The organism is Allobosea sp. MMO-172 (assembly GCF_037147855.1).
Lineage (GTDB): Bacteria > Pseudomonadota > Alphaproteobacteria > Rhizobiales > Beijerinckiaceae > Allobosea.
This window is the reverse complement of the sequence record NZ_JBBCUM010000011.1, coordinates 72,077-92,405: the sequence shown is the minus strand read 5'-3', so window position 1 is coordinate 92,405 and position 20,329 is coordinate 72,077. Positions and strand designations below refer to the sequence as shown.

Below are 20,329 nucleotides of genomic sequence, written 5' to 3'. Positions count from 1 at the left end.
CTCACGGCTCAATCCTTCTGGATCGTGTCGTAGAACAGCTCTGCGCCGTTGTAGTCGAAGCGCTTGACCCGCTTGTGCAAGGCCATCGCGCCGAGCCGCTGGAAGATGCCGATGATCGGCGATTCCTGCATATGGCGGCGCTGCAGCTCGGCATAGAGCGCCGTGCGCTTGGCGGGATCGCGCTCGCGCTGGGCGGTTTCGACCTGTTCCTTGAACCAGGCGCCCGGCGCCCAGGCAGCACGCCAGGCGAGGAAATTGGTGGCCTTGGCGGCGTCGCTATTGTCGGGGTTGTAGGCCATCCGCAGGGCCATGTCGTTGGCGTCGGGATAGTCGTAGTCGTAGACCGCCATCAGCATCTGGAAGTCGCGGCTACGCATCAGCGTGTAGAGCTGGGCCGTCGCCATGGTCCGGACCTCCAGCGTTACGCCGGCCTTCGCGGCGTTCTGCTGCAGGTTCTGGGCGAGGTCCGGGAACGGGTAGTTCGTCATCGTCAGGATGGTCTTCTTGAACCCGTCGCCATAGCCCGCCTCGGCGAGCAAGGACTTCGCCTTGGCGATGTCGAGCCGATAGGGATCCTCCCCCTTCGGCAGCGCCCCGAACACGCCGGCCGGCACGAAGCTCTGGCGGATCTCGGCGCGCCCTTTCTGGACCGTCTCGCTCAGGCCCTGATAGTCAATCAGGTAGCGGAAGGCCTCGATGACCTTCGGATTGGTAAGGATCGGGTCCTTTTGGTTGAGCGCGAGATAGACGCTGTCGAGCCGCGGCTTGAACTGGAAGCGCAGGTCGGGATTGGCGACCATCGCCGCCAGGGACGAGGCTTCGACCGATTTGGCGTAGTCGATGTCGTTCTTCTCAAGCAGCAGCCTCTGCGCGCCCGGCTCCGGCACATGCCGCACGATGATCCGCTTCATCGCGGGCGCGCCGCTCCAGAACTTCGGATAACCCTCCAGGATCACGACTTCCTGGGCTCTGAGGGTGTTCAGGCGGTAGGGGCCGTAGCAGGCGACATTGGTGTTCAGCCAACCGGCGCCGAGATCGCCGTCCTTCTCATGCGCCATCACCGCATCGGCATCGAGCGCAGACCCGAGACGGTGATTGGTGAAGGCGAAGGGTGTGACCGACGGCGCGAGGTCCTTCGTCAGGGTAAGGACGAGGGTGTGATCGTCCGGCGTCGCGATCTGGTCCGGCGAATTCAGACCCCAGTCGCGCATCAGGCTGGCGGTGACGAGGTTCAGCTTCATCGACCGACGCATCGACCAGGCGATGCTTGCGGACGTCACCGGCTTGCCCGAGGCGAAGACCATGCCGCGCCGGATCGAGAAGGTCCATGTCTTGCCGTCCGGGGAGCTGGACCATGTCTCGGCGAGACCGGCGACGACCTTCGACGGGTCCTGATGGTCGAGCGAGAGCAGCGGCGTGCACATCTGACGCAGCAATTCATTAGGGAACGACTCGTTGGCTGCGGCCGGATCGAAGGTGATGAAGGTCGTCAGATCGCTCGCCATGACGAAGACGTCCTTGGGTGTCGCGGCCTGTCCCGTGGTCACGGCAGAGCCGAACAGGACCGCGCCTGCCAGAGCGGCGCGAGCTGATCTGATCAACATATCGGATATCCCTCCCATGCGGATCGAGATCGGCATGGGCCGCTTCGATCACGATATTATTGGGAGGAGGATGTTGTCGGTTGCCGAAATCATCAAGCATAAGATTATGCTTTAAATGCATAATAAGGGCATTTTTCTGAATAGATTTAGATATATAATATATAGCGTCGCTGTTCAGTAACATCACTTGACTCGAATTCATCAAAATACTTATTTCAGGAAAATCAACGGGGGTGGATTGCAGATATGTCTCTCTTCGCATCGGGCGTCGTCTCTATCTGCGACTGGATGGTTCCGCTGAAGTACGCCGCTGCCGCCTCTGTTCTGGCGCTAGGCTTGATACCCTCGGCACAGGCGGAGCCGGCCAATCCCTGGGAGGCTGTCGAGAATCCGCAGCCGGGGCGGCTATCGGTCGATCGCGAACGCGCTGGCGAGCAGGCCTGGTTCGTCCCCGTGGGCAAGGACGGGCAGGGCGCGGACATCCTCCTGCCGACGCGCGTCCTCGTTCCATCGGGTTCCGGTCCGTTCCCGCTTGCGATCGTCAGCCACGGCTCGCCTGCAAACGCTGCCGCGCGCAAGACGATGGCGCCTCCCGAATATCGGGCGGGCGCGGACTGGCTGCTGTCACGCGGCTATATGGTCGTGCTGCCCCTGCGCCGCGGCTACGGACCACGCGGAGGCACCTGGGCCGAGGCCTATGGTCCCTGCAGCAGGCCCGATTACGTCGGCGGCGGGCTCGCGACGGCGGATGACATCCAGAATGTCGCGCGCTATTTTGCAGCACTCGATACGGTCAGGGCGGACCGCATCCTGCTGGTGGGCCAGTCGGCCGGAGGCTGGGGTTCCCTGGCTGCTGCGAGCCGCGCTCCCGCGGGCGTGCGAGCGGTGATCAATTTCGCCGGTGGTCGCGGCGGCTATGCCGGCGGCAAGCCGAACCACAATTGTTCGCCGGACAGCCTGGTCGAGGCGGCAGCGACCTTCGGCCGTTCGTCGAAGATCCCGACCTTGTGGATTTATACGCAGAACGACCGCTTCTTCGACGGCGCCCTGACGTCCCGGATGGCGCAGGCCTACCAGTCGGCCGGGGGAGATGCCGAATATCACCTGCTGGCGCCGTTCGGCGAAGACGGGCACAGGTTGTTCCCGACCGCGGAAGGCCGTACGGTCTGGCAGCCCCATGCCGACCGCTTCCTTGATCGCATCGCGGGATTGGGTACAAAGCCCTGACGTCCAGGTGCGGAGTGCAGGCCAGCCGGCCCAGCCTCTGACCCGAGTGAGGAGAACTTGAGGGAAACGGCCAGCTCCGGGAAGGATATGCTCTCGCGGGCCGGCAGACCGGAACAGCATCGCAATCACGAAATTTCGCGGGAGAGATCGTCTCGGTCATCCGAGAAGGCGCCGACGGAGCAACCGCCCCGGAAACTCTCAGGCAAAAGAACCGCACCTGAATTGAAACTCTGAAAAGCGGAGCAACAGCTCCCGCCGACGGTGTAAGCCCGCTGCTCAATGACGAGCGCGATCGAAGCTCTCAGGCCAATGACAGAGGGGGCGCCACATCCGCAGGGATTGCGGAAGGAGCGCTTTCTTGTCGACTGAAAACACCAATATCGCCGTGATCGGCGCCGGGATCACCGGCATCACCACCGCCTACAACCTGCTGAAACGCGGCTGCCGGGTCACCGTGTTCGAGCGGCATCCCTATGCCGCGATGGAGACCTCGTTCGCCAATGGCGGCCAGCTCTCCGCCTCGAATGCCGAGGTCTGGAACAGCTGGGCGACGATGCTGAAGGGCATCCGGTGGATGTTCACGCCCGGGGCGCCGCTGCTCGTCGGGCCGCGGCCGGGATGGCACAAGCTCTCCTGGATGGCAGAATTCGTCGCCGCCATCCCGCGCTATGAGGAAAACACGATCACGACGGCTCGCCTCGCGATGGAGGCGCGGCATCACCTGCGAACGATCGCGGACGAGGAAGGCATCGCCTTCGACTGCGAGGAGCGCGGAATCCTGCACGTCTATCGTGGCAGGAAGGATTTCGAGGCAGCCGCGCGGGTGACCTCCCTTCTGGCCAGGGCCGGGCTGGAGCGAAGGGCCGTGACACCGCAGGAAATCCGAGCCATCGAACCGGCGCTGCACGGCGATTTCCATGGCGGATTCTACACGCCTTCGGACTTCACCGGCGATATCCATAAATTCACGAGCGGCTTGTCGCGTGCCTGCGAGAGGCTAGGCGCCGAAATGCGGTTCGGCGTCGATGTCCTCTCGATCACGCCCGGGGCAGGCTCGGTCGAGATCGGCTTCATTCAGGCCGGAGCGGAACCTTCTTCACGGGAGGCGCAGGTCTCAACCTTCGACTCGATCGTGATCTGCGGCGGCGTCGGCTCGCGTCAGCTGGCCGCGAAGGCCGGCGACCGGATGAATGTCTATCCGGTCAAGGGCTATTCCATCACGGTGGAGTTGCCGGAGAAGGCCGATCAGGATGCCGCGCCCTGGACCAGCCTGCTCGACGATCAGGCCAAGATCGTCACCAGCCGCCTGGGAGCGACGCGCTTCCGCGTCGCCGGGACAGCCGAGTTCAACGGCTACAACAAGGATATCCGGGCCGCGCGCATTGAGCCTCTGATCGCCTGGTGTCGACGGCACTTCCCGCGGATGAGCATGCGCCAGGTCGTCCCCTGGGCCGGCTTGAGGCCGATGATGCCGGACATGGTGCCGCGCGTCATGCACGGCCGAAATCCGCGGGTCTTCTACAATACCGGGCACGGCCACCTTGGCTGGACATTGTCGGCGGCCACGGCTGACGCCCTCGCGGCGTTGATCACACAGCGTCCCAACAGCCTTTCGTAAATCGCGCCTCGGTGCGGGCCTGTCGACCTGATCGCCGGCCCGCACCTTGTTCCAAAACCTGCCCGCCGGCTTGTGCCCGCATTCCGGTGCCGGCGGTTCGTCGATGCCGGAATGCGCGCGTTTCGCGGCCTTCAGTCGACCCATTGTCCGTCGCGGGCGACAATGCGGCCGTTCTTCACGACCAGGGCGCGCTTCGGCCTGTCCACGACGATCTGGGCGAGGTTTTCGCCCGGGATGAGGACGAGGCTGCCCTCGCAGCCGGCCTCCAGGCCGTGGCCCTTGAGCTCGAGCAGGTCGGCGCCGCGACGTGTGCCCATGCCCAGGCATTCGATCAGCTTGTCGTCGGTCCGGCTGCCGGTCCGGTAGGCGAGCAGCCAGCAGCGCTCCAGCATGTCGCCGTTGCCATGCGGGTTCCAGGTGTCGCGCAGCGAATCCGAGGCGATGGCGCATTTCACGCCGCGCCGTGCCAGCTCGAACATCGGCGGGAACACGTTCGCGCCGGGGACCGCCGAGATGATGCCGATGCGCGCCTCGACCACCATGTCGATCATGCGCTCGACCTTGTCGCGCTGAGAATCGCCCAGACAGAACGCGTGGCTGACGACGACGCGCCCCTGCATGCCGAGCGCCTTCGTCCGCTCGACGATCAGCCCCATCTCGAACAGGCCGAGATCGCCAGCCTCGTGCAGATGGATGTCGATCTTGGCGCCCTTGCGGCTGGCGATGTCGAAGATCGTGTCGAGATGGCCCTTCGGGTCGCCGTCGATGCCGCCCGGATCGATGCCGCCGATCACCGACGCGCCTTCGTCGAGCGCCGCCTCCATCAGCTCGGCCGTGCCCGGATCGATCATCATGCCGGTCTGCGGGAAGGCGACGAGCTCCAGCCCGACGGCGTGCTTCGTCTTCTCCCAGGCTGCGAGGACGCCGTGCAGGTTGTCCAGCTTGTACTCGGTCGAGATGTCGATATGGCTGCGAATATGCGTCGAGCCCATCGCGACGCATTGGCGCATGAGATTGCCGGCACGCTCCGGGACGCCCCAGGGCAGGGTCCTGCGGATCTCGACCTCGTTGTCGATCATCTCGCGCAGGGTGCGGGGAACGTTGATGCCGTGCCAGGGCAGGCCCCAGAGGATCTTGTCGAGATGCACATGCGGCTCGACGAAGGGCGCGATCGCGATCGCATTGGCGCCGTCATGCACCGGCACCCCGGGCTCGCGCGGCAGGTTCGGCCCGACGGCGGCGATCCGGCCGCCCTTGATCAGGATATCGGATGTCGTCTTCGCGTCCGGGCGGACATTGGTGACCAGAAGGTCGGTCATTTCGGCTCCTGAGTTAAGGCATCGATCGCTGGCGTGACAATCGCCGGGAAAGCTGCGCGCAGCCTATCTGCTGCACGCGAATCCGGAGTGCTCCAAAACGGGCAATGACCTTTTCCTCGCGCGCAATGGCGGTATCCCGCAAGCCTGCGGTCTTCCTGCCGCGAGAGCCTGATCGGCGGCTTTGAGGAATGCGCTTGTCGAGCCGCTGCATTGCATCGGGCAGTGGCTGTGTTCTCCCGTGAGACCTGCTAGGGGAAGGATATTCTCCGTCTTAGCCGGCAGGGCCCCATGCAGCTTTCTCCCAATTTCGACGAGCGGATCGATCGCCGCGGCACCCACTCGGCCAAATGGGACAAGATGGAGACCGTCTATGGCGTGCCGGCCGATGGCGGCATCGCGATGTGGGTCGCGGACATGGATTTCCGTCCGCCGGCCTGCGTGCAGGGCGCGCTCGACGGCATGAACGCCCATGGCATCTACGGCTATTTCGGCGATGACCGCGCCTATCTTGCTGCGATCCGCTGGTGGATGCTCAACCGGCACGGCTGGGAGGTCTCGCCCGACTCCGTCTTCACCACCCACGGCCTGGTGAACGGCACCGCGCTCTGCGTCGAGGCCTACACGAAGCCCGGCGATGGCGTCGTGCTGATGACGCCGGTCTACCACGCCTTCGCGCGCATCGTGATCGCGTCGGGCCGTCAAGTCGTCGAATGCCCGCTGGCGCTGGAAGAGGGCCGCTATGTCCTCGACATTCCCGCCTGGGACGCTGCGATGACCGGCAAGGAGCGCATGCTGATCCTGTGCTCGCCGCATAATCCGGGCGGCCGCGTCTGGACGCGCGACGAACTGCGCGCGATCGCCGATTTCTGCAAGCGCCACGACCTCGTCCTGGTCTCCGACGAGATCCACCACGATCTCGTGATGCCCGGCCAGAAGCATACGGTGATGCCGGTCGCGGCGCCTGAGATCATGGACCGACTGGTGATGATGACCGCCACCACCAAGACCTTCAACATCGCCGGCGCCCATATCGGCAACGTCATCATTCCCGACGCGCGGCTGCGTGACCTGTTCCGCGGGCGCATGGACGCGCTCGGCATCTCCCCGAACTCCTTCGGCATGGCGATGGCGACCGCCGCCTACAGCCCGGAAGGCGCGGCCTGGGTCGATGCGCTCAACCTCTATCTCGACGGCAACCGCCGCATCTTCGATGCCGGCATCGACGCGATTCCCGGCGTACGCTCGATGCCGCTGGAATCGACCTATCTCGCCTGGGCGGATTTTTCCGGGACGGGCATGGAACCGGCCGAATTCACCGCCCGCGTCGAGAAGCAGGCGAAGATCGCGATCAATCACGGCCCGACTTTCGGCAAGGGCGGCGAGAGCTTCCTGCGCTTCAATCTGGCGACGCCGCGCGGTGGTCGTGGAAGCGGTCGATCGCCTGAAGCTCGCTTTCGCCGACCTGCAATAGGGGCGGGCGGCCTTAGTCCGGCCGGCAGGGGCGCAAGCTTCGCCCTTGCACGCGCGGGACATCCGCAATTGCAAGGCGCTCGTTCCTCTCCTAAGACCTTTCCGCAGCGGCATTTGCACGTTTGTGCCGTGATGCACATTCCGTGCACGATCGTGGAGGGACGATGACGGGAGCGAAGCGGGGCCGGTCTTTCGTCAGCGCCCAGCAGGTCGCGGAACTCGCGGGCGTTTCGCGCTCGGCGGTGTCGCGGACCTTCACGGAAGGCGCCAGCGTCTCCGAGGCGACGCGCGAGCGGGTGCTGGAGGCCGCGCAGTCGCTCGGCTACCACGTCAACCATCTGGCGCGCGGCCTGATCAACGAATCCAGCGGCATCGTCTGCCTGATCGCGGGCGACGTCGCGACGCCCTACCAGTCGCGCATGCTCGACGCGATCTCGCGCCGCCTGCAGGCGATCAATCAGGTCGCCATGCTGATCAACACCTCGGGCGATGGCGAGAGCGTCGCCAAGGCCTTGCGCCAGACGCTGAACTATCGCGCCCAGGCGACGATCGTGCTGTCCGGTGCGCCGCCGGCCGCGCTGATCGAGACCTGCGTCGCCAGCGGCCAGCATGTCATCCTGATCAACCGCGACGACCCCGTGACCGGGCCCGAGAACATCGTCGTCGACAATGTCGCCGCGGCCGGCGAGGCCTTCCACATGCTGCGCCGGGCCGGCTGCTCGCGTATCGCCGTGGTGTCCTCGCTCGCCGGCACGCCCAGCATCGTCGGGCGCGAGGAGGCGTTTCGGCAGGCCGCCGCCGCAGAGGGCCTAGAGGTCACCGTCGCGCGGACCGGGCCGACGGCCTATGCCTCCGGCTACGAGGCCGCGCGCCAGCTGCTGGCGCGTTCCGACCGGCCGGACGCGGCCTTCTGCGTCACGGATCTGCTCGCCTGCGGCTTCCTCGACGGCGCGCGCACCGAGTTCGGCATGGCGGTGCCGGACGAACTCTGCGTCGTCGGCTTCGACGATATCGAGCAGGCCGGCTGGGCCTCCTACGGACTGACCACCTTCCGCCAGCCGATCGACCAGATGGCCGACCATATCATCGCGAAGCTCGCGGCCGGGGAGCCGGGCGTCAGCGCCCCGACGATCACGACGTTTCCGGTCACGCCGGTCTGGCGCCGGACGGTCAGGCCGAAGTGAAGCGATCCTCGACCGCGCCGGTTGCGAGGTCGATCGAGAAATGCCGAGAGGGCAAGCTCGCAAGATAGCTTTCGAGGATGGCGAGGAAGCTCGCGATGCGCGCCTGCACGCTCGTCGCCGGCCAGTGGCCGGCCCGGTAGCGCGCTGCCAGAGCCCGATAGGCATCGAGCCGCTCGGGCGCGATGAAATCGAGCGCGACATGCCGGCCCTTGCGCAGCCTGTACCAGTCCACCACCAGCTCGAAGAAGGGCAGGGCTTCCGGGTCGGCGGCCTCCGGCATCACGTCTGCGGGTGCGAGCGGCGCGGCGATCCCTGCCAGCCGGTCGAGATCGGCCAGCGTCAGGCGCGGCACCAGTGCGGCGAGATCGGCCGGCCATTCCTTCGGCAGGTAGCGGCGGCGCACCATCTCGGCGAGATGGGTGCTGAGGAAGGCGCCATGGCTCGTGGTGGAGGCGATGCCGCCATCGTCCTCGCCGGTCAGCCGTGCCTCGGCCTTGTAGAGATCGAAGGCGAGATCGAAGCCCGGCACCTCGGACAGCACCACCGTCTCCACGTCGAGGTGCTCCTTCGCCACGGTTGCGATCTTGTAGGCCGGCGGGAAGCCGACCATTGAGGGAACCGCGATATTGATCAGCCAGTCGTCGCCGCTCGACACGCACGCCGTGTCGTTGATGTGGAGATGGCCGCTGAAATGGATGCGCAGGCCGGTTGCGGCTGCGGCCTCGGCCGTGGCGGCGGTCGGCGCGCGGCGGACGAAGGAGGTGTCGCCGAGCAGGCGCGCTTCGTCGGCGGTGGTGCCGTTCAACGGGTCGAGCACCGGATAATGCGAGAAGGCGAGCAGCGTCTTGCCAAGCGCCTCCGCGCGCGCCGCGACGTCACGCATCCAGGCCAGCACGAAGGGCTTGTTGCGCGGCATCGCGTTCCAGCCGGCATCGGTGCTGTCGATATAGCTCTTCTCCAGCGCCGGATCGCGGTCGCCGTCACGCGGCTCGAAGACATTGGCATCGATCGAGAGCACCCAGAGGCCCTCGACCGGCTCGACCAGATAGGAGCTGTCGATCATGCGCCGGACGGTGCCGCCATCGGCCGAGCGGATTTCGAAGCTGCGGGCCGATAGCGCATCGTCCGGCCCGAACGGGCTTTCCCAATGCAGATGCCACGGCCGGCGGAAGAAGCCGAGCTCGGCCATGGCAGGGATGGCGCTGTCATAGCCGCCGCAATGCATGTCGGGGCTGACGATACGGGCCGTCGAGTCTCCGGCGTCGGCCTCGGGGTCGCTGGTCACCAGCACATGGCTGCCATCGGCATCGAGGAAGCGCTTCGACTGGTGCCGGCCATGGATGGCGTAGAGGTCGTGATTGCCGGGCGTGGCGAGGAAGCGCAGGCCATGGCGGGCGCTGTAGTCCTGCAGCACGGCCGTCGCTGCCGCCATCGTCGAGCGCTGGCCGTCATCGGTGAGATCGCCGACGAGGATGACCAGCTCGATGCCGCGCGCCACGATGTCGTCGAGCAGGGCAGGGAGCGCCGGGTAGCTCTCGTTGAACACCCGCGTGGAAGCGACGGTATCGGCGAGGCTGCGCACGGCGGAGAGCGGCGCATGCGGGTGGCCTGCCCGATAGGTCACGTTATGAAAGTGCGGGTCGGCGATGACGGCGATGCGGGTCATGCCGGCATTGGCTCCTGCGCCGCGTCGATACGGCGGATCCAGTCGGCGGCGCGGGCTGCCGCTGCGGCGAGCATCGGTTTCGGCGTCTCGTGCCATTCGTCGGGCCTGAGTTCGCGCTTCTCCCGGACATGGGCATAGGCGGCCTCGAGCGTCGGATAGACCTCCGGCATCTCGACATGCAGGAACAGGCCGACCAGCGCGACCGAGCGGCTGCGGCCGGCGCGGCAATTGACGAGCACGTTGCCGCGTTCGCGCAAGGGATAGGTCGGCCGGTTCGGCAGGACCTGCGCGAAGGCGCCGCGCAGCACGTAGAACCCGCCGAGCATCATGGTCTCGGGATTGCCGTCGCCATCGACGAGGCCGATCTTGTAGTAACGCAGTGCCCCGCCGCCATAGAGGCTGCCGGGCGGCGTGTCCGGGAACGGCTTTACGGCATAGTTAATATCGAGATTGACGGCGCAATTGACGACGGTGGTGATGCCGTGGCGCTTCAGCAATTCGATATCGCCGGCCGCCTCCATGCCGCCGATATAGAGCTCGACGCCATAGGGCGTGACATTCGGCTCGATCAGGCTCAGGGGCGGGCGCTCGTAGCGCGGGCTGTCGTCATGCATCGCGGGATAGCCTGTCGTCACGGTTCGAGCGGGATGCCGGTCGCTGCGCTCATGCCGCTGGCGATGCCGGGCGCTGCGGCGAGAACGCCGCCACCTTTAGCCAGCCCGTCGAGCGCGAGGAAGGGGCCGACGCGGCCGCCGGCCTCGCGGACGAGCAGGAGCCCGGCGAGGCAATCCCACGGATTCATATGCAGCTCGGCATAACCGTCCGAGCGGCCATCGGCGACATAGGCGAGGCCGAGCGCGCCCGAGGCCGCACGTCGGACATTCGCGCCGCGCTCGAGCAGGTCCGAGAGCACGGCGAGATAGGTCGCGTTGGGCAGGCGGTTCGACCAGCCGAGCTCGACGCAGGCGGCTGTGTAGGCGCTGGTGCGGGAGACCCGGATCGGCCGGTCGTTCAGCGTCGCGCCATGGTCGCGGCGGGCGAAATGCAGTTCGTCGAGCGCGGGATTGTAGATCGCGCCGATCTCGATCTCGCCGTCGGCGACGAAGGCGATCGAGATGCAGAAATGCGGGATCGCGCGGGCGAAATTGGCCGTGCCGTCGATGGGATCGACGACCCAGACATGGCCCTCGACGGTGCCGCCGGTCTCCTCGCCGAGAAAGCCGTCCGCGGGAAAACTCTCGGCCAATCGCGCCTTGATATGGCGCTCCACCGCCGTGTCGGTCTCGGTCAGGAAATCCTGCGGCCCCTTCATGCCGATCCCGGCATCCGGCCCGGCGGCGGCGCGGGCGGCAAAGCCTTCGCGGGCGATCTCGCCGGCGGAGCGCGCAAGCGCCACGCAGAAGGCGGCACGCGCGTCGAGATCGAGCGCGGCGGCAGGGGCAAGCAGGGCGGAGCTGGGCGTCATGGCCGGGTTTCCCGAAGGCGAAGGGCCCGATCGGGCCATGGTGATTTGCACAGCTGTGCAGAAAGCGTCAACATCCCTCGCTCGCAATCGTCCTCAGGCGACTGCGGCGCGGGGCTGAACGGCGGCCTTGGCGATGCGCGTGGTCGAGATCGCCTCGGCGACGCCCTGAAGCGTGGGATAATCCGCGCCCGCGCCGGTCGCGACATAGCCGGGGCAGAACAGTTCCGACGCATCCGCGCCGGGCTTGCCGAGCGTGAAGCCGCGATAGTGTCCGCCGGACTGGCGCAGGATCAGGATCGCCGCCGCCACATCCCAGGCGTTGACGCCGAAGCCTGCCGCGGCATCGACCCAACCGGCCGCGACATGGGCGATGCTGAGCGCGGCGCTGCCTGGCCGGCGCAGGGTCGAGAACGTCTCGGTCAAGCGCGCGAAGCGGTCGAGCGCGACCTCGCGCCCGTCGAGCCGGAAATCGCGCGCCACAGGGTAGCCGGTGATCAGCGTGGCATGCTGCTCGTCGGGCACGGCGTTCGAACGCATCGGTTCGCCATTGCACCAGGCACCCGAGAGATCGGCCGAGAACAGCGTGTCGGCGACGGGGTCGAGGATCGCGCCCGCGACGATCTCGCCGTCCACGACGGCGCCGACCGAGATGCACCAGAAGGCGAGGCCGCGCGCGAAATTGGCCGTGCCGTCGATCGGGTCGACATACCATTTGATCCGGCCGGAGCCGCTGGCGCCAGCTTCCTCGCCGACGACCTCGGAATCCGGCACTTCGGCCAGCAGGAAGGCACGGATCGCCGCCTCGCTCTCGCGGTCATGGCGCGTCACAACGTCATGGCGGTCGACCTTGAAATCGACCGCCATGGTCGAGCGGAAGGCGGCGAGCAGGGCAGGTTGCACCAGCCGCGTGGCGCGCTCGGCGACAGCGCGCAGCTTGGCGGATTGATCAGGCGGCATCATCGGCTACTCCGGCGCAGGCGTGTTCGAACAGGGTGAGGAGGCCGGCAGGATCGGCAACGACCGCGTCCGGCGTCAGGCCTTCGAGTGCGTAAGGCTTGTCGTAGGTGCCGCTGGCTTCCATCAGGATGACGCCGCCGACGCCCGCGCGGCGGCCGCAGAGCACGTCGCGGTCGAAATTGTCGCCGACATACCAGGCCTCGGCCGGCTCGATCCCGAGCGCACGCGTGGCAAGCCAGATCATTTCGGGATTGGGCTTGCGGATCCGGACGGCATCGCTGTGGATCTCGACGGCGAAGCGTTGGCGCAGGCCATGCTCTTCCAGGAAATCGAGATGGACCTGTCCGGCAAGCGCATTGCTGACGATGCCGACGGGCACTGTCTCGCGATCGCAGGCGTCGAGCAGCTGGGTCAGGCCACGGCGCAAGGTGCGCTTGCTGCGCAGATGGCCCATCGCCTCGCAGAGTTCGCGCGCCCGGCGCGTGACGGCGCCGCGCGCCGCTACAGGCCAGTCGGCCGCGACGAAATCGCTCCAGAACTCTTCCTGGTCCAGCTCGCGCGGCGAGAAGAGCCGCGACATCGCGTTCTTCCAGTGCTTGTCGGCAAGGCTGCCGGCGGCGATGTCGGCCACGATCCTCGCTGGTCGAAGTGCCGGTACCCCGGCTTCCGCGAGCACCTCCGTGACACGCGCGGCAAGAGCGGCCTCCCAGCCCGGCACCTTGTCGGTCTCGACGATGACGCCGCCGAAATCGAGCAGGAGCGCACGCGGGCGCCGCAGGGAGGCGGATGCAGTCATGGCGGTCTTCATAGGTCCGGGTAGTGGGCAGGAGAGGGCGCGCCGGGTTCTCGCGGCGCGCCTTCGGTTGGCGGCTTATTTCTTGTAGGCGGAGCGCCAGAGGTCCTGCCAATCCTGCCGCCGGTCCCAGTCATCGAGGCCCGACTTGGCATTAAAGGGCAGCAGGCGGTCGAGCACCGCGGAGAGGCCCGACGGCTCGTCATCCGGCAGCTTGATCTCCGGATTGGTCGGCACCTTGCCATCGACGACCTGCGGCATGATGCCTTCCGGCGTCAGGATGTAGTTGATGAAGAGCTTGGCGGCGTTGGGGCTCTTGGTCTTCGTCGCGATCATCGCGAGCTTGGTGTAGGACCAGGCCGGCCAGGGCGAGAAGCTCTCGCACAGCCCGAGCTTGTAGCCCTTGTCCTTGTTGTCGCGGAACTTGGCGGATGACATGAAGCCGAAGAAGGGTTCCTTCTGGCCGGGCGCGCCGACCGCTTCCGAGATGCGCTCGTCCGTGTCGGAGACGAGCGGCGCGTTGGCAGCGAAGGCCTTGACCCAGGCGGCGGTGGCGCTCTCCTCGCTGGTCTTCAGCGCCTTGCCGTAAAGGTCCTTGTAGGCCTTGGCGACGGCGGCGTCGTGATGCGTCGCCATCTGGTTGATGAAGTCGTTGAAATTGCTGCGCGAGAGCGGGTCGAAATAGGCGACCCGGCGCTTCCACTGCGGCTCGGTCAATTGCCACATATTGGTGACCGGGCAGGTCTTGTAGACCTCCGTGTTATAGGCCCAGACCGTGGCGTTGATGCTGATCGCCAGGGGATTGCGATAGAGTTCCGGAATCTTGGCCGCCTTGTCCTCCGGCAGGAAGCTGTAGACGAACTTCTCCGGGAGAAGCTGGGCCAACGCGGCCGGCGTGTCGGTCAGCAGGACGACGTCGCCCTTGACGTTGTTGGCCTGCGCCTCGCGGATGATCATCTCGAGCTGGCTGGTGGCGGAGACCTTCACGCCGGTCGCCTTCAGCCCGTATTTGGCCGAGAACGACTTGGCCATGTCCACGATCTTGCCGGTGCTGTCATAGATCGTGATCGGCGGCTCGTTGCGCGCCGCTGCGAGCGCGGCGGCCTCGTCGAAGGGCACGACGCCCTGCGCGGCGGCGGGGCCGGCCAGCGCCGCTGTCAGCAGGCCGGCGATCAGCCCGGCCAAGGCTCGCGGACGCGATGGTAGACGATGCTGTGTCATGTCGCTCTCCCCTGGTTGTTTCCCGGCCTCATCGGGCCGCTTCCCGTCTTATTTCTTGTAGTTGAGCCGCCAGAAATCCTGCCAGTCCTGGCGCTTGTCGGCGTCGTCGCCGGCGGTAGTGGCGTTGAAGGTCATGAGCTGGCCGAGCACGCCGCCGACGCCCGAGGGCTCGTCGGCCGGCATGGCGATCTTGGCATTGGTCGGAATCTTGCCGTCGACGATCTGCGGCGCGATGCCCTCGGCCGTCATCAGGTAATGGATGAAGAGCTTGGCAGTCGCCGGGCTCTTGGTGCCCTTCGCGATCAGGCCCAGGCCCGGATATGTGAAGCCGGCGAAGGGCTTGAGATCCCGGCAGATGCCGAGCTTCAGGTTGGCGGTGAGGTTGTCGCGGTATTTCGCGGTCGAGACCAGCGCGAAGAACGGCTTGGCCTGGTTGGCGGCGCCGGCGGCCTCCGCGACCGTGCCGCTATCGCCCATCATCGGCGCGTTCCGGGCATAGGCCTTCACCCAGGCGGCGGTGGCGCTGGCCTCCGTCGTCTTCAGCTCCTTGCCGTAGAGGTCCTTGTAGGCCTTGGCCATGGCCGCATCGTGATGCGTCGCCATCTGGTTGAACCAGTCGGCGTAGAGCGGCTTGTCGTAGATATCGAGCATCGCGACCCGGCCCTTCCATTCGGGCTCGGTCAATTGCCAGATATTGGTGACCGGGCAGGTCTTGTAGGCGGCCGTGTTGTACGTCCAAACATGCGGATCGGTGACGATGACGAGCGGCTTGCGCATCGCCTCGGGCACGTCCGGCGCGATATCGGGTGGCACCCAGCTCTCGACGATGCCCTGCGGCAGCAGCTCGGTCATTGCGGTCGAGACGTCGATGGCGACGCTGACATCGCCGATCACGTTGCTGGCGCGGGCCTCGCGCACGAGCAGGTCGGCCTGCGTCGCTTCGTTGACCTTCTTGCCCGTGGCCTTCAGGCCGTATTTCTCCGAGAAGGCCTTCGCGGTCTCGACGATCTTGCCAGTGACTGCATAGACGGTGATCGGCTTCTCCGTCTTGGCCGCCGCGATCAGCGCGTTCAGGTCGAAGCGCTCCGCCTGCTGTGCGGCCGCAGGCGACAGGCCGGCCACCAGCGCTAGCGCTGCGGCCGATGTCGCGAGGCGGAGCCGGGCGGGAATGCTTGACGTCATGGGCATCTCCTTCGGTTCGGCGTCAGTGGCGACGGGCAGGGCGCAGCGCCTGGTCGGCCGCGGCTGAGCGGTTGCCCGCCTTGTCGAAGACGTGCAGCGCGCGCGGCTCGACCCAGAAACTCACGGTCTCGCCCTGTTCGATCGCAGGCATCTCATGCGTGGTCTGGAACAGCTTGCCGCCCGGCACGGTCAATTCGACGATCCAGCTCCCGCCGGTCGGCAGGATGCCGGTGACCTCGGCCTTGCCGGAAAAAGCGCCTTCAGGTGCCGTTCCCGTCGTGATCTTCAGCGCCTCCGGCCGGATGCCGACCGAACCAGCCTCCGCAACCCCGCCGGGGAAGGCTGCAAGCCATTGGCCGGCGCTGGCGGCGAGCGGCGTCGGCGCATCGTCCAATTCCAGGATGTTGATCGGCGGATTGCCGACGAACTGGGCGACGAAGCGGTTGGCCGGCCGGTCGTAGATGTCGTTGGGCGTGCCGACCTGCTGCAGATGTCCTTCGCTCATCACTGCGATGGTGGTCGCCAGCGTCATCGCCTCCCACTGGTCATGGGTGACGAAGACGATCGTAGTCTTGAATTCGCGGTGCAGGCGCTTGAGTTCGGCGCGCATTTCGAGGCGCAGCGCTGCGTCGAGATTGGAGAGCGGCTCGTCGAGCAGCAGCACCTCGGGATTGACCGCGAGCATGCGGGCGAGCGCGACGCGCTGCTGCTGCCCGCCCGAGAGCTGCGACGGGTAGCGGTCGCGGTATTTCTCGATGCCGAGCGTGCTCATCACGCGCTGGACCCGCTCCTCGCGCTCGGCCTTGGGCACCTTGCGCAGGCGCAGGCCGAAATCGGTGTTGCGCTCGATCGTCAGATGCGGCCAGAGCGCGTAGCTCTGGAAGACCAGCCCCATCTCGCGCTTCTCCGGCGGCACGAAGATGCCGGCGCCGACGCTGTCGACCATCCGCGCGCCGACCTGGATCTCGCCGGCGCTGAGGTTCTCCAGCCCCGCGATCATGCGCAGCGTCGTGGTCTTGCCGCATCCGGACGGCCCGAGCAGGCACATGAATTCGCCGTCGCCGATTTCGAGGTCGAGGCCGGAGACGGCATTCGCCCCCGCAACCCCGTAGTTCTTCGCGACGCCGCGCAGGTTGATCCTGGGCATGGTTCAGTTCCCTAGTCCTTGCGCGAGATTGGATTTGGTCAGCTTCTGGCCGGCGAGCGTGCCGAAATAGGAGATCGCGGCGATGATCAGCACCACGGCATTGGCCGCCTGGGTGTAGTGGTAGTCGATCAGGCGCAGCGAATAGGTGGTGAGCACGTCGGTGCCGGGCACCGCGAGCACGACGAACAGGCTCAGGCCCTTGATGCCGGAGATGAAGGGCAGCAGAATTCCGGTGGTCAGCGCGCCCTTCTGGATCGGGATGACGATAGCGATGAGGCGGCGGAACCAGCCGGCGCCCGCGATCTGCGCGGCTTCCTCCGGGTCCTTGCCGAGCTGCATCATCGCCGCGACGCCGGCCCGCGAGGCATAGGGCATCTGGTCGGCGATGAGCGCGAGCATCAGGATCGCGGCCGTTCCGTAGAGCGCGGGGATCGGCCCGCGCGGCACCGCGAAGAGCGAGAGATAGGCGGCGGCGAAGGCGATGCCCGGCACCAGATAGGGCATGAAGGTGACCTGGCGCAGGAAGGCGGCGAGCGGGCGGATCGGCGTGCGCGCCACGACATAGCCGACGAGCAGGCCGAGCACGCCCGAGGTCACCGAGGCGACGCCGACGATCGACAGGCTGTTCCAGGCCGCCCGCCAGAGGTCGGGGGTGAACAGGATGCCGCTCTTCAGCGCGACGGTGTTGAGGTCGCGGCCGATCCAGTAGTCGAGGGTGAAATTGTCCGGCGCGAAATTGCCGGGCTGGCGCATCACGGTCGAGAGCGCGAGCGTCAGCAGCGGCAGCCCGACGCTGAAGGCGAACATCAGGGCGGCGAAGCCGGTGGCCGGCCAGCGCAGGATGCCGAGCGGGCTCAATCGGCTCATCGAGCCCTTGGAGCCGATTGTGACGAAGCGGCGCGCTTCCTTGAGCAGCCTTGCGTCGATCATCAGCGTGATGACGCCGATCAGCATGATCGAGCCGGCGAGCACCGCTGCGACGCCGGACTGGCGCGATGAGATGCTGCGATAGAGCGAAGTCGCGAGCACGTCGAAATCGACCGGCAGGCCGAGCACATAGGCGACGCCGAATTCGCCGAGGCATTTCGCGAAGATCAGCACCATCGCCGAGAGCAGCGCCGGCTGCATCAGCGGCAGGATGATCTGGCGCGCGACGGTGAGGCGGTTCGCGCCGAGGATGCGAGCAGAATCCTCCAGCTGGCTGTCGAAACGGCGCAGCGCATTGCCGAACAGCAGGATCACGAAGGGCGAGTAATGCAGCGCCAGGATGATGGTGATCGGCAGCCGGCCATAGGCGAGCCAGTCCGGCGGCGTCAGGCCCATCGCCTCCAGCCAGCCCGGCTGGCCGCCGACGGTGCGGTTCTTGAACAGCGTCGTCCAGGCGAGAGCGAAGGTCCAGGCCGGCAGCATGTAGGGCACGATCAGCGCCGTCGCGAACCAGCGCCGGCCGAACATGTCGGTGCGGCTGAGCAGCCAGGCAAGCACTCCGCCGATGATCATTGCGAGCGCAATGGCGCTGGCCGCCACCGTCAGCGTGTTGGCCAAGGGCCCCCAGAACAGGTCGCGGGCGACGCGCGAGGTGAAGGCGCGCTCCAGATAATAGGTGGTGAAGTCGCCGGCGCTCGCCCGCAGACGGCGCTCGTCGCCGAACTGCACGCGCACGGCGTCGAACAGGATCGACAGCACCGGCATGACGATTAGGTAGGTGAAGAGCCCGGCGAGCAGCAGGCCGATGAAGGTGGTCGGCCCGTTCAGCGCGACCTTCGCACGATAGCGCAGGGCATTCAGCCGGCTGCCGCTGCTCGGGATCGATGCGGGCACCGGGCCGGCGCTACGGGCGATCGGGGAACTGCTCATCGTTTCACGCCGCTCTGCCGGCAGGGCGTGATAGGGTCATCGTATTGCACGCGTGTGCGCCGCGCTGGACAGTAAGCCCTTCGACCATTCCGTTTCCTCCGTGCCCTCCGGCTGGGCCGGCAGGCTTCGTCTTGTCGGGGCGGGTCAAGGAAAATGGTCCTTGCCGCCCGCTTCCGCCGTTTCTCGGCGGTTTCGTGCCGTGCGCTGATGAGCCGGCTTCCCATTGGTCCACGGTGGGCAGGCGAATGTCAACGGGTTTCGTCAAGTTTTCGCACACCTGTGCAATCGCTCCATAATCCGGCAACCGCGGCATATTCTGCCGGAATTGGTCGGGTTCGATGCGAACGCCGCCCCCTAGGGGCACGCATTCGATCAGCTGTGCGGGCATCGCATGCAATCGGCGGCGTGTACGGGGAGGACACGGGGAGGCGGGCTTGCGGTGGCCGGCTGTCGATCGGCCCGCCGCTGAAGAAGCCGTGCCCACGCGTGCTGACGATTGACGGGAGCCGGGCCGCGTGGAACATCGTCGGCACTACTGTCATCTGGGGATGGAATTATGAAGTTGACCCTGGCGCTTGCCGCTGCTGTCGTCTGCACCGTTTCGGTGTCGGCGCAAGCACAGACCCTGAAAACCATTCAGTCGCGCGGTGTGCTGAATTGCGGCACCGGCGCGAATCTCGCCGGCTTCGCCGTTCCCGATGCGAATGGCGTCCTGACCGGCATCAATGCCGATTACTGCCGGGCGCTGACCGCGGCCATCTTCGGCGACAAGTCCAAGGTGAAGTTCATCCAGCTTCCCTCGAAGGACCGGATCACGGCGCTTCAGTCGGGCGAGACCGATCTCATCGCCGCCACGACGACCTGGACGATGAGCCGCGACACCACGCTCGGCCAGAACTTCCGCGCGACCTATTACTATGACGGCCAGGGCTTCATGGTGAAGAAGTCGCTGAACATCAAATCGGCGAAGGAGCTCAGCGGCGCCTCGATCTGCATCCAGCAGGGCACCACGACCGAGCTCAACACCGCGGACTATTTCCGCAAGAACAACATGAAGTTCGAGCCGGTGACCTTCGCCACCAACAACGAGGCGACCGAGGCCTATGAGAGCGGCCGCTGCGACGCTTTCACCACGGATGCGTCCGGCCTCTATTCCGAGCGCATGCGCTTCAAGTCGCCGGGCGACCATATCGTGCTGCCGGAGACGATCTCGAAGGAGCCGCTCGGCTACGTCACCCGCCACGGCGACGACCAGTGGTTCGACATCGTCACCTGGGTCCATTTCGCCCAGATCACGGCCGAGGAGCTCGGCGTGACCCAGGCGAATGTCGACGAGCTGCGCGAGAAGTCGGACAATCCCGAGATCAAGCGCCTGCTCGGCAAGGAAGGCACCTTCGGCGAGGCGCTCGGCCTCAAGAACGACTGGGCCTATAACGCCATCAAGGCGGCCGGCAATTACGGCGAGATGTTCGAGCGCAATCTCGGCAAGGGCTCGCTCCTCAAGATCGAGCGCGGCCAGAACGCGCTCTGGAGCAATGGCGGCCTGCAGTACGCGGCGCCGATCCGCTAAGCATCGGGCCATTCGTCCGCTGGCATGAAGAAGGGCCCGGCTGCTCGTT

At 66.4% G+C, this 20,329-nt stretch carries 16 protein-coding genes and 1 riboswitch; of the genes, 5 read left to right on the top strand and 11 right to left on the bottom strand.

Going from position 1 to position 20,329, the window contains the following annotated elements:
* Nucleotides 1-8 precede the first annotated feature (8 nt).
* On the bottom strand, nt 9-1,604 hold the full coding sequence (locus WFK61_RS17050) for an ABC transporter substrate-binding protein (protein WP_336813282.1): 1,596 nt from the start codon (nt 1,602-1,604) through the stop codon (nt 9-11).
* A 246-nt stretch (nt 1,605-1,850) separates the two neighbouring features.
* On the opposite strand from WFK61_RS17050, the gene WFK61_RS17045 reads away from it, so the two are divergent.
* The gene (locus WFK61_RS17045; protein ID WP_336813281.1) at nt 1,851-2,831 is read left to right on the top strand and encodes an alpha/beta hydrolase family protein; all 981 of its coding nucleotides are present in this window, start codon (nt 1,851-1,853) and stop codon (nt 2,829-2,831) included.
* A 128-nt stretch (nt 2,832-2,959) separates the two neighbouring features.
* Nucleotides 2,960-3,055, top strand: a riboswitch (glycine riboswitch).
* Nucleotides 3,056-3,189: 134 nt separating this feature from the next.
* Nucleotides 3,190-4,449: a D-amino acid dehydrogenase gene (locus tag WFK61_RS17040; protein WP_336813280.1), complete on the top strand. Its 1,260-nt coding sequence runs from the start codon at nt 3,190-3,192 to the stop codon at nt 4,447-4,449.
* Between the two features lie 131 nt (nt 4,450-4,580).
* Here the strand turns inward: WFK61_RS17040 and WFK61_RS17035 are convergent, their stop codons facing one another.
* Nucleotides 4,581-5,768, bottom strand: coding sequence for an amidohydrolase (locus tag WFK61_RS17035; RefSeq protein WP_336813279.1), 1,188 nt, complete (start codon nt 5,766-5,768; stop codon nt 4,581-4,583).
* 288 nt (nt 5,769-6,056) lie between these two features.
* Between WFK61_RS17035 and WFK61_RS17030 the strand changes: the two genes are divergently transcribed.
* Both WFK61_RS17030 and WFK61_RS17025 read left to right on the top strand, forming a co-directional pair.
* Nucleotides 6,057-7,406, top strand: coding sequence for a MalY/PatB family protein (locus tag WFK61_RS17030; protein ID WP_336813278.1), 1,350 nt, complete (start codon nt 6,057-6,059; stop codon nt 7,404-7,406).
* Complete coding sequence (locus tag WFK61_RS17025; RefSeq protein WP_336813277.1) at nt 7,403-8,422, top strand: LacI family DNA-binding transcriptional regulator; 1,020 nt, start codon at nt 7,403-7,405, stop codon at nt 8,420-8,422. Before WFK61_RS17030 ends, WFK61_RS17025 begins: the two co-directional genes overlap by 4 nt.
* Here the strand turns inward: WFK61_RS17025 and WFK61_RS17020 are convergent.
* The 9 genes from WFK61_RS17020 to WFK61_RS16980 all read right to left on the bottom strand — a co-directional run bounded on the left by WFK61_RS17020 (nt 8,409) and on the right by WFK61_RS16980 (nt 18,710).
* Nucleotides 8,409-10,088, bottom strand: a complete 1,680-nt coding sequence (locus tag WFK61_RS17020) for a metallophosphoesterase family protein (protein ID WP_336813276.1) — start codon at nt 10,086-10,088, stop codon at nt 8,409-8,411. The genes WFK61_RS17025 and WFK61_RS17020 overlap by 14 nt on opposite strands.
* Nucleotides 10,085-10,702 (bottom strand): dual specificity protein phosphatase family protein, encoded by a 618-nt coding sequence (locus WFK61_RS17015; RefSeq protein ID WP_336813275.1) that lies wholly within the window; start codon nt 10,700-10,702, stop codon nt 10,085-10,087. The genes WFK61_RS17020 and WFK61_RS17015 overlap by 4 nt, the downstream gene beginning before the upstream one ends.
* 17 nt (nt 10,703-10,719) lie before the next feature.
* Nucleotides 10,720-11,553: an inositol monophosphatase family protein gene (locus WFK61_RS17010; RefSeq protein ID WP_336813274.1), complete on the bottom strand. Its 834-nt coding sequence runs from the start codon at nt 11,551-11,553 to the stop codon at nt 10,720-10,722.
* A gap of 93 nt (nt 11,554-11,646) precedes the next feature.
* On the bottom strand, nt 11,647-12,513 hold the full coding sequence (locus WFK61_RS17005) for an inositol monophosphatase family protein (RefSeq protein WP_336813273.1): 867 nt from the start codon (nt 12,511-12,513) through the stop codon (nt 11,647-11,649).
* The gene (locus WFK61_RS17000; RefSeq protein WP_336813272.1) at nt 12,500-13,306 is read right to left on the bottom strand and encodes an HAD family hydrolase; all 807 of its coding nucleotides are present in this window, start codon (nt 13,304-13,306) and stop codon (nt 12,500-12,502) included. Before WFK61_RS17000 ends, WFK61_RS17005 begins: the two co-directional genes overlap by 14 nt.
* Nucleotides 13,307-13,381: 75 nt before the next feature.
* Nucleotides 13,382-14,524 carry an ABC transporter substrate-binding protein gene (locus WFK61_RS16995; protein ID WP_336813271.1) on the bottom strand — a complete coding sequence of 381 codons (1,143 nt, stop codon included), beginning with the start codon at nt 14,522-14,524 and terminating at the stop codon, nt 13,382-13,384.
* Nucleotides 14,525-14,572: 48 nt separating this feature from the next.
* A complete protein-coding gene (locus WFK61_RS16990) occupies nt 14,573-15,706 on the bottom strand; it encodes an ABC transporter substrate-binding protein (RefSeq protein WP_336813270.1) in 1,134 nt (377 codons plus the stop codon).
* Nucleotides 15,707-15,728: 22 nt separating this feature from the next.
* Nucleotides 15,729-16,853 carry an ABC transporter ATP-binding protein gene (locus tag WFK61_RS16985; RefSeq protein ID WP_336813269.1) on the bottom strand — a complete coding sequence of 375 codons (1,125 nt, stop codon included), beginning with the start codon at nt 16,851-16,853 and terminating at the stop codon, nt 15,729-15,731.
* A 3-nt stretch (nt 16,854-16,856) separates the two neighbouring features.
* Nucleotides 16,857-18,710 carry an ABC transporter permease gene (locus WFK61_RS16980; protein ID WP_336813268.1) on the bottom strand — a complete coding sequence of 618 codons (1,854 nt, stop codon included), beginning with the start codon at nt 18,708-18,710 and terminating at the stop codon, nt 16,857-16,859.
* A gap of 553 nt (nt 18,711-19,263) precedes the next feature.
* On the opposite strand from WFK61_RS16980, the gene WFK61_RS16975 reads away from it, so the two are divergent.
* On the top strand, nt 19,264-20,280 hold the full coding sequence (locus WFK61_RS16975; RefSeq protein ID WP_336813366.1) for an amino acid ABC transporter substrate-binding protein: 1,017 nt from the start codon (nt 19,264-19,266) through the stop codon (nt 20,278-20,280).
* Nucleotides 20,281-20,329: the final 49 nt, after the last annotated feature.

Coding starts and splice junctions, on each gene's coding strand:
- WFK61_RS16980 (WP_336813268.1), bottom strand. CDS start 18,710: ATGAGCAGTTCCCCGATCGCCCGTAGCGCCGGCCCGGTGCCCGCATCG.
- WFK61_RS17050 (WP_336813282.1), bottom strand. CDS start 1,604: ATGTTGATCAGATCAGCTCGCGCCGCTCTGGCAGGCGCGGTCCTGTTC.
- WFK61_RS17015 (WP_336813275.1), bottom strand. CDS start 10,702: ATGCATGACGACAGCCCGCGCTACGAGCGCCCGCCCCTGAGCCTGATC.
- WFK61_RS17025 (WP_336813277.1), top strand. CDS start 7,403: ATGACGGGAGCGAAGCGGGGCCGGTCTTTCGTCAGCGCCCAGCAGGTC.
- WFK61_RS17045 (WP_336813281.1), top strand. CDS start 1,851: ATGTCTCTCTTCGCATCGGGCGTCGTCTCTATCTGCGACTGGATGGTT.
- WFK61_RS17005 (WP_336813273.1), bottom strand. CDS start 12,513: ATGATGCCGCCTGATCAATCCGCCAAGCTGCGCGCTGTCGCCGAGCGC.
- WFK61_RS17035 (WP_336813279.1), bottom strand. CDS start 5,768: ATGACCGACCTTCTGGTCACCAATGTCCGCCCGGACGCGAAGACGACA.
- WFK61_RS16995 (WP_336813271.1), bottom strand. CDS start 14,524: ATGACACAGCATCGTCTACCATCGCGTCCGCGAGCCTTGGCCGGGCTG.
- WFK61_RS17000 (WP_336813272.1), bottom strand. CDS start 13,306: ATGACTGCATCCGCCTCCCTGCGGCGCCCGCGTGCGCTCCTGCTCGAT.
- WFK61_RS16990 (WP_336813270.1), bottom strand. CDS start 15,706: ATGACGTCAAGCATTCCCGCCCGGCTCCGCCTCGCGACATCGGCCGCA.
- WFK61_RS16985 (WP_336813269.1), bottom strand. CDS start 16,853: ATGCCCAGGATCAACCTGCGCGGCGTCGCGAAGAACTACGGGGTTGCG.
- WFK61_RS17010 (WP_336813274.1), bottom strand. CDS start 11,553: ATGACGCCCAGCTCCGCCCTGCTTGCCCCTGCCGCCGCGCTCGATCTC.
- WFK61_RS17030 (WP_336813278.1), top strand. CDS start 6,057: ATGCAGCTTTCTCCCAATTTCGACGAGCGGATCGATCGCCGCGGCACC.
- WFK61_RS17020 (WP_336813276.1), bottom strand. CDS start 10,088: ATGACCCGCATCGCCGTCATCGCCGACCCGCACTTTCATAACGTGACC.